Origin of the sequence: Mycobacterium sp. Marseille-P9652 (assembly GCF_902652685.1) — a bacterium.
Classification (GTDB): domain Bacteria; phylum Actinomycetota; class Actinomycetes; order Mycobacteriales; family Mycobacteriaceae; genus Mycobacterium.
Map to the genome: position 1 here is coordinate 1 of NZ_CACRUY010000093.1, position 10,402 is coordinate 10,402.

The 10,402-nt window shown below is 69.7% G+C and carries 14 protein-coding genes; 4 read left to right on the forward strand and 10 right to left on the reverse strand.

Going from position 1 to position 10,402, the window contains the following annotated elements:
- Both GPY60_RS25550 and GPY60_RS25555 read right to left on the reverse strand, forming a co-directional pair.
- On the reverse strand, window positions 1-511 hold a 511-nt coding region (locus GPY60_RS25550; RefSeq protein WP_156690488.1), incomplete at its 3' end, for a PE family protein.
- Between the two features lie 132 nt (window positions 512-643).
- Window positions 644-1,495, reverse strand: a complete 852-nt coding sequence (locus tag GPY60_RS25555; RefSeq protein ID WP_156690489.1) for an LLM class F420-dependent oxidoreductase — start codon at window positions 1,493-1,495, stop codon at window positions 644-646.
- A 43-nt stretch (window positions 1,496-1,538) separates the two neighbouring features.
- Here GPY60_RS25555 and GPY60_RS25560 point away from each other — a divergent pair, with 43 nt between their 5' ends.
- The 3 genes from GPY60_RS25560 (at window position 1,539) to GPY60_RS25570 (ending at window position 3,696) form a co-directional block, all read left to right on the forward strand.
- The gene (locus GPY60_RS25560) at window positions 1,539-1,964 is read left to right on the forward strand and encodes a hypothetical protein (RefSeq protein ID WP_156690490.1); all 426 of its coding nucleotides are present in this window, start codon (window positions 1,539-1,541) and stop codon (window positions 1,962-1,964) included.
- A 16-nt stretch (window positions 1,965-1,980) separates the two neighbouring features.
- Window positions 1,981-2,985, forward strand: coding sequence for a PHP domain-containing protein (locus GPY60_RS25565; RefSeq protein ID WP_156690491.1), 1,005 nt, complete (start codon window positions 1,981-1,983; stop codon window positions 2,983-2,985).
- Window positions 2,986-3,063: 78 nt separating this feature from the next.
- The gene (locus GPY60_RS25570) at window positions 3,064-3,696 is read left to right on the forward strand and encodes a trimeric intracellular cation channel family protein (protein ID WP_231639831.1); all 633 of its coding nucleotides are present in this window, start codon (window positions 3,064-3,066) and stop codon (window positions 3,694-3,696) included.
- On the opposite strand, the gene dinB is transcribed toward GPY60_RS25570, so the two are convergent.
- The 3 genes from dinB to GPY60_RS25585 form a co-directional block, all read right to left on the reverse strand.
- Window positions 3,685-4,890, reverse strand: coding sequence for a DNA polymerase IV (gene dinB / locus GPY60_RS25575; protein WP_156690492.1), 1,206 nt, complete (start codon window positions 4,888-4,890; stop codon window positions 3,685-3,687). The two genes, GPY60_RS25570 and dinB, sit on opposite strands and share 12 nt — an antisense overlap.
- Before the next feature lie 32 nt (window positions 4,891-4,922).
- A complete protein-coding gene (locus GPY60_RS25580) occupies window positions 4,923-5,222 on the reverse strand; it encodes a hypothetical protein (RefSeq protein WP_156690493.1) in 300 nt (99 codons plus the stop codon).
- 66 nt (window positions 5,223-5,288) lie between these two features.
- On the reverse strand, window positions 5,289-5,933 hold the full coding sequence (locus GPY60_RS25585; RefSeq protein ID WP_370462828.1) for a TetR/AcrR family transcriptional regulator: 645 nt from the start codon (window positions 5,931-5,933) through the stop codon (window positions 5,289-5,291).
- Between the two features lie 67 nt (window positions 5,934-6,000).
- Here GPY60_RS25585 and GPY60_RS25590 point away from each other — a divergent pair, with 67 nt between their 5' ends.
- Window positions 6,001-7,470 (forward strand): flavin-containing monooxygenase, encoded by a 1,470-nt coding sequence (locus GPY60_RS25590; protein WP_156690495.1) that lies wholly within the window; start codon window positions 6,001-6,003, stop codon window positions 7,468-7,470.
- Between the two features lie 3 nt (window positions 7,471-7,473).
- Here GPY60_RS25590 and rraA read toward each other — a convergent pair whose 3' ends face one another.
- The 5 genes from rraA to GPY60_RS25615 form a co-directional block, all read right to left on the reverse strand.
- Window positions 7,474-7,947 (reverse strand): ribonuclease E activity regulator RraA, encoded by a 474-nt coding sequence (gene rraA, locus GPY60_RS25595; protein WP_156690496.1) that lies wholly within the window; start codon window positions 7,945-7,947, stop codon window positions 7,474-7,476.
- Between the two features lies 1 nt (window position 7,948).
- Window positions 7,949-8,401: an Rv3852 family protein gene (locus GPY60_RS27620; protein ID WP_156690497.1), complete on the reverse strand. Its 453-nt coding sequence runs from the start codon at window positions 8,399-8,401 to the stop codon at window positions 7,949-7,951.
- Window positions 8,402-8,502: 101 nt separating this feature from the next.
- Entirely contained in the window at window positions 8,503-9,003 is a 501-nt protein-coding gene (locus tag GPY60_RS25605; RefSeq protein WP_156690498.1) for a copper resistance CopC family protein, read from the reverse strand.
- The gene (locus GPY60_RS25610; RefSeq protein ID WP_231639833.1) at window positions 9,000-9,632 is read right to left on the reverse strand and encodes a YcnI family copper-binding membrane protein; all 633 of its coding nucleotides are present in this window, start codon (window positions 9,630-9,632) and stop codon (window positions 9,000-9,002) included. Before GPY60_RS25610 ends, GPY60_RS25605 begins: the two co-directional genes overlap by 4 nt.
- 11 nt (window positions 9,633-9,643) lie before the next feature.
- On the reverse strand, window positions 9,644-10,300 hold the full coding sequence (locus GPY60_RS25615) for a DUF6474 family protein (protein WP_156690500.1): 657 nt from the start codon (window positions 10,298-10,300) through the stop codon (window positions 9,644-9,646).
- Window positions 10,301-10,402 lie beyond the last annotated feature (102 nt).

Here is a 10,402-nt window from a genome sequence, read left to right on the forward strand (position 1 = left end):
GTGGTTGGTTGATCGGCAACGGAGGCGACGGCAGCCCGGGTGCACCCGACCCGCCGTCGCCTCCGTTGCCGATCAACCAACCACCGTCGCCGCCGGGCTGCCCGGTTCCGGGCGCACCGTCGGCCCCGTTGCCGAACAGCGGGCGCCCCGTCAGCGCCTTGACCGGATCAAAGTTGAACAGCCCCAGGGCCTGCAATTCCCCGACCAGAGCCGTCAGGGGGTCGGCGTTCGCCGCCTCGGCCGCCGCGTAGGCGCCGGCGCCCGTCGCAATCGCCTGCACGAACTGGTCGTGGAACAGCGTCGCCTGCACGCTGACGGCCTGATATTCCCGGGCGTAGCCACCGAACAGCTGCGCGACCGCGGCCGAGACCTCGTCTTGCGCGGCCGCCGCGACCGACGTCGTCGAGGACGCGGCGGCTGAATTGGCCTTTCTGATCGCCGATCCGATGCCGCTCAGGTCCGCCGACGCGGCGGTGACGGCCTCTGGGGAAACGACTATGAAAGTAGACATCTGCGGCTCCTGCACCACAGCGAAGTGCCCGAGAAGCTACCGGTACCGGGAATCTACTCGCACGTCACGGGACCGCGGAAGTGTTTTCCGGAGCGATCAGGAGTGCATACGTCACACCGGGGAAACGGACCCTCAACCGGTCCACAGCCCCGAATCCCGGATCGCCTCGGCGAGTGGTTCGAGGACCGCGGGATCGTGCGGCGGGTTGATGTAGACGATGCCCAGGTCCAGCCCCTCGGCGGCCAGCCCGGCCGCCTCGTCGATGACCTGCCCGTAGTTGCGCTCGCCGTCCAGGCGAAGGTGGGCCGAAAGCGTGATCTCCTTCGGGTCGCGGCCGATGTGCTCGCACTGCGCGGCCAGCACGTCACGCTTGCGGGCGAACAGATCCGGCGGACCGCCGACGAAGTTCCAGTGCTGGGCGTAGCGCGCGGTGAGTGGCAGCGTGCGCTTCTCCCCGCTGCCCCCGATGCAGATCGGCGGGTGCGGCCGCTGCACGCCCTTCGGCTCGTTGCGCGCGTCCTTGAGCTGGTAGAACCTGCCGTCGAAGTCGGTGGTCTCCTGGCTCAGGAGACTGATCAGCACCTGGCAGGCCTCCTCGAACCGGTCGAAGCGCTCCCGCATGCTGCCGAGCTCGATGCCGTAGGCCCCCGACTCCTCCTCGTTCCAGCCGGCGCCGATGCCCAGCTCGAGTCGCCCGTTGGAAATGATGTCGAGTGCGGCGGCCATGTTGGCCAGCACGGCGGGATGGCGGTAGTGGATGCCGGTCACCAGCGTGCCGAGCCGCAGCCGCTTGGTGGCCTGCGCCAGCGCCGTCAGCGTGGTCCAGCCCTCGAGGCACGGCCCGCTGCTGTCGGAGAAGATCGGGTAGAAGTGGTCGAAGGTCCAGCCGGACTCGTAGACGTCGATCTCGTCGGCCGCCTGCCAGACGGCGAGCATGTCGGACCAGGTGGTGTTCTGTGGTGAGGTCTTGAACGCGAATCGCATGGGTTCGACGTTAGCCGGGATTTATTAAGGGAAACTAAACACGATGACGCTCGGACTCGACACCAAGGTCACGCTACTGGCGGCCGGACTGATCTTCCTGCTTGCGCTCGTTCTGGGCGTCTGGAAATACCGGCAGATCATGACCTCCGACGACCACCGCGCGCACCCGTACGTCGACATCGCTCACCGCGCGGCGCTGCTCTATTCGTTCGCGACCCTGCTGATCGCGGCCTTCGTCGAGCTCAGCGCCTGGCCCGGATGGGTCAACCTGACGGCGGCTCTCGTCGTCATCTTCTTCTTCGTCGCCGCGATCCTCAGCTACGTCGTCCACGGCGCCCGGCGCGACACCACAAACCAGTTCGAGCACCCCGATCGGGGCACCGCCGTCTCGATGGGCTTGCTCATCGCCGGCGAGGTCGGTGGTTTCGCGGTGATCCTCGCCGGCTTCGTCGCGGGCCAGCTCGTGTGAGGGTCAGACTGGACTCATGGATCCCGTAGCAGCGCTCCGGCAGATCGCCTACTACAAGGACCGCAGCCGCCACGACCCCAGGCGCGTGATGGCCTACCGCAACGCCGCCGACATCATCGAGGGGCTCGACGAGGCCGCCCGGGAGCGGCACGGCCAGGCCAACAGCTGGCAGTCGCTGCCGGGGATCGGGCCCAAGACCGCGAAGGTGATCGACCAGGCCTGGTCCGGCCGCGAGCCCGACCTGCTCGTCGAATTACGTTCGGCGGCAGAGGATCTCGGCGGTGGCGACATCCGCGCCGCGCTGCGGGGCGACCTGCACCTGCACTCCAATTGGTCCGACGGCTCGGCGCCGATCGACGAGATGATGGCCACCGCCGCCGAGCTGGGCCACGAATACTGCGCGCTGACCGACCACTCGCCGCGGCTGACGATCGCCAACGGGCTGTCGCCGGAGCGGCTGCGGGCACAGCTCGACGTCATCGACAGGCTGCGCGACCAGTTCGCGCCGATGCGCATCCTGACGGGGATCGAGGTCGACATCCTCGAGGACGGCGAGCTGGACCAGGAGCCCGAGCTGCTGGAGCGCCTCGACGTCGTCGTCGCCAGCGTGCACTCCAAGCTGTCGATGGATTCGGCGGCGATGACCCGGCGGATGATCACCGCGGTGTCCAACCCGCACGCCGACGTGCTGGGGCACTGCACCGGCCGGCTGGTGTCGGGCGGCCGGGGGATCCGGCCCGAGTCGAAGTTCGACGCCGAGGCCGTGTTCACCGCCTGCCGCGACCACGGCACGGCCGTCGAGATCAACTCGCGGCCCGAGCGCCGCGATCCCCCGACGCGGCTGCTGAAGTTGGCGCTGGACATCGGCTGCGTCTTCAGCATCGACACCGACGCGCACGCGCCGGGGCAGCTGGACTTCCTTGGCTACGGCGCCCAGCGCGCGCTGGATGCCGACGTGCCCGTCGACCGGATCGTCAACACCTGGCCGGCCGAGAAACTGCTGGAGTGGACGGGGTCGTAGAGGCTCGCCGTCCGCGAAGGGCCGGTTCGGGCTCCACCGTGATAGAGGTGGTGTGTGAGCCTGGCCGAGCCGCCGCTGTTGCTGGCGCTGGACCTGACGGGGACTTTCATTTTCGGGTTGAACGGGGCGTTGGCCGGAGTGCGGACGGCGCGCCTCGACGTGGTCGGCGTCGTGACCCTGGGCATGATGACGGCGCTGGGTGGCGGGATCGTTCGCGACGTCCTGATCGGCTCCATCCCGCCCGCCACATTTCGTGACTGGCGCTACTTTGCGCTCGCGGTTGGTGGCGGGCTGATCGCTTTTGCCATCAGCAGGCGGCTTGCCCGGCTCGAGGCGTTGATCACCGTCCTCGATGCGCTAGGGCTGAGCGTGTTCGCGGTCATCGGTGCCAATAAGGCCGTCACGTTCGGACTCGGAGTAGCGCCCGCGATCCTGCTGGGCGCCGTCACGGCCGTCGGCGGTGGCACGATCCGGGACGTACTCATCCAGCAGATCCCGACCGTGCTGCGCAGCGAGTTGTATGCGATTCCGGCCCTCGTTGCCGCCGCCATGACCGTCGCCGCTATGCGGATGGGCGTCTATGGACTACCCGCCGCGTTGGGAGCCGTGGCGGTCTGCTTCATCATCCGGATGGTTGGCATCCATTTCGGGCTCAACGCCCCGCGACCACCGGGAAGCGGCCCGGATCCAGATTCCCCCTCAGTCGGCTAGGTGGGGCATGTCGAGGCCCGGGTCCCGGCCCACCAGCACCGCGGGGGTGAGCGCGGACCGGCCATAGCGGCTGCGCACCCGGTCGACCGCCGCGTCGATCTGGAGTTGGGCCGTCTCGGTGCCGAACGGCAGCGTCAGTTGCTGCGCGCCGTCACGGTCGATGCCCGAGACCGCGAAGCCCACGAGGGTCAGCCCGCGCTCGGCGATCAACGGCGCGGCCGAGGCGACGAGCCGCCGGGCCGCGGCCAGGATCGGCCTGGTCGACGACGTCGCCCACGGAAGCGTGCGCGACCTGCTCGCGCGGCTGAAGTCGTCGAACCGGAGCCGCAGCACCACGGTGCGCCCGGTGCGCCCGGCGGCGCGCATCCGCGACGTGATGCGGTCGACCAGGTTGACCACCACCGTGTCGATCTCCGCGGCCGACATGGCGTTTCCGGCGCGACCCACGGCCCGCTGGGCGCCGATCGACCGCCGGCGCACCGACGTGGTGACCCGTCGGCGGTCGATATTGCGGGACAGCGTGTACAACTGCCGGCCCATCGCCACGCCGACGAGGGAAGCCAGCGTCGATTCCGTCAGCTCCGCGACGTCGGCCACGGTGGCGATGCCGTGTGCGTGGAGCTTGTCGGCGGTTTTGGCGCCGACGCCCCAGAGCCGGCGCACCGGCAGCGGTCGCAGGAACTCCAGTTCCCGATCGGGCGGCACCAGCAGCAGGCCGTCCGGCTTGGCCTCCTGGCTGGCGACCTTGGCGAGAAATTTGGTGCGCGCCACCCCGACGGTGATCGGCAGGCCGGCCCGCTCGCGCACGTCGGCACGCAGCCGCTCGGCGATTTGTACCGGCGTGCCGCGGAGGCGCGCCAGGCCGCCGACATCCAGGAAGGCCTCGTCCACCGAAAGGGGCTCCACGATCGGTGTGCAGTCGCGGAAGACCTCGAACACGGCGTCGCTGGCGCGGGAGTAGGCGGTCATCCGCGGCGGCACGACGACGGCGTGGGGGCACAGCCGGCGCGCCTGTGCACCGCCCATCGCGGTGCGCACGCCGTACGCCTTCGCCTCGTAGCTGGCGGCCAGGACCACCCCGCCACCCACGATCACCGGCCGTCCGCGCAACGTGGGGTCGTCGCGCTGCTCGACGCTGGCGTAGAACGAGTCGAGGTCCGCGTGCAGGATCGATGCGTCACACCGCACGAACATATGTTCGCATGAAGGGGTGACAGGCGGCGGTTCTAGTGTCCCGGAAACCAGCGGCCGGGGACTGTCCACTCCGGGCCGGGAGGAGGCGCGTCGACCGGGCACAAGGACTTGTCCGGGAACTTCACACACCCCGGTGGCAGGTCGTTCGGGCCGACAGAGGCCGGCAGGACGTGCAGCCAGCCCTGATTCAGGCACACGAAAGAGTCACCGTTGGGACCACCACGGACCGTTCCGTTGATGCACGAGTCGGCGTGCGCCACTACCGGCACGCTGAGAAAGCCCGAGACGACCGCGGAGGCCACCGCGACCACCGCGACAATGACCGCCCTCATAACAGATAAACGCTAGCCCAACCGATCTGCCCGGTAAACCGAACAAAGGGGGGCCGGCGTGAACCCTTAGTGGCCCTCGCCGTAGATGCTGCTGACCCAGATGTGCACCAGCGTGTCGAGGAGTTGGTCGTCGGGCACCGAGGGACGTTCGCCGGCGAACGACGTGAGCATCACCTTCTCGTTGAGCAGGTTCAGTGCGGCCGAGAGATCGTGCGCCGGCAGGGTCGCCGGTGCGGCGCCGCGCGCGCGCTCGGCTTCGATCACCGTGGCGATGTGGGTGACCCACTTCTGCATGAAGCGCGACCAGAGGTCGCGGATGTCGCTGTTGGTGCGCGCGGCGTCGGCGGCCAGGGACACCGCGCGGTGCGCCCCGAAGGTCTCGACGAAGACGTTGATGCCGATGCGCCACAGCGCCTTCAGGTCGGCCGGAGGATTGTCGACCATGGTCTCCAGGGCCGAGTCGGCCTCGACGATCACCCGCTCGAAGAGCGTGACCAGCACCGCGTCCTTGGACGGGAAGTAGAAGTAGAACGTGGGCCGGGACAGGCCCGCACCCCTGGCCAGGTCGTCGACCGAGATGTCGGCGAGCGAACGCTCCTGCAGCAGCCGCTCGGCGGTGGACAGGATCGCCTGCTCGCGGTCGTCGCCCGACGGACGGGTCGAACGACGGGCGCGCACCGCGCGCGCCTGGCCGATTGTCACGACCGCCACTTTACATGGTGTTGAAAGACTCGACACAGTGTTGACGTCCTCAACAGTGCGTTGATAACGTTGCGCCATGACAGAGCACCTCGACGTCGTCATCGTCGGCGCTGGTATCTCGGGCGTCAGCGCCGCGTGGCACCTCCAGGAACGTTGCCCATCGAAGAGTTACGTGATCCTGGAAAGACGCGATGACCTGGGCGGCACCTGGGACCTGTTCAAGTACCCGGGCATCCGGTCGGACTCCGACATGTTCACCCTCGGCTTCCGGTTCAAGCCGTGGCGCTCGGCGCAGTCGATCGCCGACGGTGCCTCGATCAAGTCCTACATCAACGAGGCCGCGGTCGAGAACGGGATCGACCGGCACATCCGCTACCGCCAGCGCGTGGTCGCCGCCGACTGGTCCGACGCCGACAACCTCTGGAGGCTGACGGTCGAGCACGACGGCGCCCAGAGCGAGATCACCTGCTCGTTCCTGTTCGCCTGCACCGGCTACTACAACTACGACGAGGGCTATTCGCCCACGTTCGCCGGCGCCGAGGACTTCGAGGGGACGATCGTCCACCCGCAGCACTGGTCGGAGGACCTCGACTACGCGGGCAAGAAGATCGTCGTCATCGGCTCGGGCGCGACGGCGATCACCCTGATCCCCGCGCTGGTCAATTCGGGCTCGGGCCACGTCACGATGCTGCAGCGCTCCCCGACCTACATCGGTTCGCTGCCGGGCGTCGATCCCTTCGCCGTGCGGTTCAACCGCTGGCTGCCCGACCGCCTCGCGCACATCGCGAATCGCTGGAAGGCCATCGCGTTCAGCACATTCCAGTACCAGCTCTCGCGCAAGCGTCCCGCCTACATGCGCAAGACGCTGATGACGATGGCCGAACGCCGCCTGCCCAAGGGCTATGACGTCGAGAAGCACTTCGGGCCGAGCTACAACGTGTGGGACCAGCGGCTGTGCCTGGCGCCCGACGGCGATTTCTTCCGCACCATCCGCCACGGCAAGGCCGACGTCGTCACCGACACGATCGACCGCTTCACCAAGACTGGGATCAGGCTGACCTCCGGTGACGAGCTGCAGGCCGACATCATCGTCACGGCAACGGGATTGAACATGCAGTTGCTGGGCGGGGTGCAGCCTTCCCGCAACGGGCAGCCGATGGATCTGACGTCGTTGATGACCTACAAGGGCTGCATGTTCTCCGGCGTGCCGAACTTCGCCATCACGTTCGGCTACACGAATGCGTCGTGGACGCTGAAGGCCGACCTGGTCTCCGAGTTCGTCTGTCGCCTGCTGAACCACATGGACGCCAAGGGTTTTGACACCGTGGAGCCCGAGCACCCGGGCGCCGACGTCGACGAGCTGCCGTTCATGGACTTCAACCCCGGCTACTTCCAGCGTTCGATGCACCTGTTGCCAAAGTCGGGCTCGCGCGCGCCGTGGCGCCTCAAGCAGAACTACTTCTTCGACATCCACACCATCCGGCGCGGCAAGGTCGACGACGAGGGCCTGCGGTTCTCCAAAAAGACTGCGGCCGTGGCGGTTTAGCGGCTAGACCACCACGATGCCGTCGTCGTCGCTGTAGGCGGTTTCGCCCGGGGAGAACGTCACCCCGCCCAGGGTGACCTCGACGCCGCGCTCGCCGGCGCCCGTCTTGGCGCTCTTGCGCGGATTGGTGCCCAGCGCCTTGATGCCGATGTCGATGCCGCGCAGCGCGGCGGCGTCGCGCACCGCCCCGTTGATGACGAGGCCCGCCCATCCGTTGGAGCGGGCCAATTCCGCGATGACGTCGCCGACGAGCGCGGCGTGCAGCGAGCCGGCGCCGTCGATGACCAGTACGCCGCCGTTGCCGGGCTCGGACAGCACCGATTTGAGCAGGGCGTTGTCCTGGAAGCACCGCACGGTGCTGACGGGCCCCGCGAATTCGCGGCGTCCCCCGAACTGCCGGAATTGCAGGTCGCAGCTTCGGACGTCGGGCCCGATGTCGTCGACGAGGTCGGCGGTCGGGCGAAAGGTGACGGCCACCTCAGCGGCGCCGCAGCTGCCGGATCAGCAGGATGGCCAGCAGGCTGACGGCCAGGGCGACGATCAGCGGCAGGGGGGATTGGGTGAGCGCCGACGCCCGCACGTCGGGGGCGACCGGGTCATTGGCGGCCTCGACAGTCGACTTCGCCTGCGCGGCAACGTCTTTCGCAGCCGCCGCGAGGTCGCCGTTGGTCTCGATCCGCTGCTGGGCGGCAAGGGGCTGCGGGGCCGCCGGCTCGGCTGCCCTCGGCGGCACCTTCTTGGCGGGGGCCTTCTTCGCGGGCGCTTTCTTCGCGGGCGCCTTCTTGGCGGGCGCTTTCTTCGCGGGGGCCTTCGCGGCCTTCTTGGCCGCCTTGGCGGGCGGCTTCTTCTGCGGCGGGGTCTCCGGTGGGATCTCCTGCGCGGCTTCCGGCGGGATGGGGGCGCCGTTGGGTTGGTCCTGCGGTTCTGCCATGCGGCCGCTCCTTCGAGCTGTCTGACTGTGGGTCCTGCGCACCGGGTTGTTCCGTCCCATCATGCCAGTGCGGGTATCGACGCCTCGGCGAGCAGGGCGGCTCACGGCCGACGGCGAACCGCCCACCAGGCGCCGGCCGCGACCAGGGCGACGGCCACCACCACGAACGGCCAGACGGGCAACGGCCCGCCCCCCTCACCGCCGGCGGCCCTTGGTCCGGGCGTGCCCGTGCCGGCCACCGTCAGGCGAAACGACCACGAACCGGACACCACGTGGCCGTCGGCCGAGGTGACCCGGTAGTTGACGGTGTACGCCCCGGTCGGCCCGAGGGGGCGCAGCCCGACGCTGACGACGGCGCCTTGCACCGCGGGCTCCCCGTCGGACCACACGTTGCCGTCGGGGCCCACCACCGTCATGGCCGCGAAGGTGGTCTGCAACCGCTCGTTGAACGTCGCGCTGACCCGGGCCGGACCGGTGGTGAGGGCCGCGTTGTCGGCCGGGTCGGTGGAGAGGCGGGCCGCGTGTGCGGACGCCGCCGGAGCCGTCAGTGCCGCCGCGAGCAGCAGGGCGCCGACCCACGCGACGACCGACGCGGCCCTCATGTCCGCCGGCGGATCAACACCAGGAAGACGGCGGCGGCCGCGAGCACCAGCGCGGCGCCGGCCAACAGGCGCGCGGTGTTGTCGGCCGGCCGCGGCGGCGGGCCACCCGCGGCCGGGTGGTGGTCGTGCGGGGTGGTTCCCGCGGTGAGGGTCAGCACGGGAACCGGGTGTTCGGGCTCGGCGCCGCCTGGCGGCGTCGGCTGATCCCACTTGACGACGGACCCGTCGGAGTAGGTCTGGGTGGCCGGGAAGCTGACCGTGTCGGCGTCAGGCAACTGCACCGAGATCCGGAACAGGGCGAACTGGTCGACGCCGATGCCGCCGTCGGGCGAAGCCGTCCACGTCACGGCGCGGACGGTGCCGGCGGCCGCATCGCGGTCGAGCGTCGCCGTCCAGCCGGGCAGGTACTCGGTGCGCGCGGACGCGACGTTGGGCAGGGTCACCGCCAGCGCGGTGGTCCGCGCGCCGGTGTTGGACTCGTTGGGCACCTGGAAGGTGAGCAGCGCCGTGGCTCCGCGCGCCGCGTCGTCGCTGCTGACGTGGACGTGCGCCCACGCGGCCGGGGATGTGAGCGCCGCCGCGAGGCCCAGCACGCCGACCGCCGCCAGCACCCGCCAGACCCTGCGCACGGCCGCGCCGCTCAGGAGAGCCCGAGCCGGGCCATGAGGTCCGCCTCGATGCCGTCGAGCTGCGAGGAGATCGCGGCGTGCGCGGCCCGACGGCGCGCGGATGGCATGTTCTCCGCCGCGGTGACGGCGGCCGAGAGGTCGCGGAGCCGCTCGCCGATCGCGGTCACGAACTGCTTGGTTTCGGCGTCCTTGGGTTTCTTCTCGCCGACGATGCGCAGCGACTTCTCGGCCCCGGCGATGCGGGCCGACAGCTGCGCGCCGTGACCCGAGAACTGGCCGATCTGCGCCAGCGGGATCCCGAGCTGGTCGGCGCGACGCTGATCGACCATCGCCCGGGCCGCCACGGCCGCCCGGTAGATGACGGGCGTCAGGATGGGCGCCAGCAGTCGCGACACGGTGAGGACCCGGCGGATCCGTGTGGGTGAGAACAGCTTGCCCTCCCGCGCGGTCTTGAGTTCGGCCTCCGCGACCTTCAACGCGTTGCGGTCGCTGTCGCGCTGGGCCTTGATCTGGGCGCGCAGCGCCTTCTCCGCGGCGCGCCGGTCGTTCTTCAGGCGGCGGACCTCGTTCTTGGCGGCGAGCTTGGCCTCCAGCTTGGCGCGGGCCTTGATCGCGCGGGCTTCGGCACGACGAGTCGCGCGGCTCTTGCGCTTGCGGAACAGGCCCATTCCCGGCCGCCTCCCCGGTGATGTCGGTGGCTCACTGTCGGTCGCTCTCGCGAGTTCGCGATCCAGGCAACCCTAATCGAGCAGGGCCGCCGCCGGCGCCCC

Excerpts from the sequence above, each read along its gene's own strand:
- GPY60_RS25555 (WP_156690489.1), bottom strand. The coding sequence starts at position 1,495 with ATGCGATTCGCGTTCAAGACCTCACCACAGAACACCACCTGGTCCGAC.
- GPY60_RS25560 (WP_156690490.1), top strand. The coding sequence starts at position 1,539 with ATGACGCTCGGACTCGACACCAAGGTCACGCTACTGGCGGCCGGACTG.
- GPY60_RS25565 (WP_156690491.1), top strand. The coding sequence starts at position 1,981 with ATGGATCCCGTAGCAGCGCTCCGGCAGATCGCCTACTACAAGGACCGC.
- dinB (WP_156690492.1), bottom strand. The coding sequence starts at position 4,890 with ATGTTCGTGCGGTGTGACGCATCGATCCTGCACGCGGACCTCGACTCG.
- GPY60_RS25580 (WP_156690493.1), bottom strand. The coding sequence starts at position 5,222 with ATGAGGGCGGTCATTGTCGCGGTGGTCGCGGTGGCCTCCGCGGTCGTC.
- GPY60_RS25590 (WP_156690495.1), top strand. The coding sequence starts at position 6,001 with ATGACAGAGCACCTCGACGTCGTCATCGTCGGCGCTGGTATCTCGGGC.
- GPY60_RS27620 (WP_156690497.1), bottom strand. The coding sequence starts at position 8,401 with ATGGCAGAACCGCAGGACCAACCCAACGGCGCCCCCATCCCGCCGGAA.
- GPY60_RS25605 (WP_156690498.1), bottom strand. The coding sequence starts at position 9,003 with ATGAGGGCCGCGTCGGTCGTCGCGTGGGTCGGCGCCCTGCTGCTCGCG.
- GPY60_RS25615 (WP_156690500.1), bottom strand. The coding sequence starts at position 10,300 with ATGGGCCTGTTCCGCAAGCGCAAGAGCCGCGCGACTCGTCGTGCCGAA.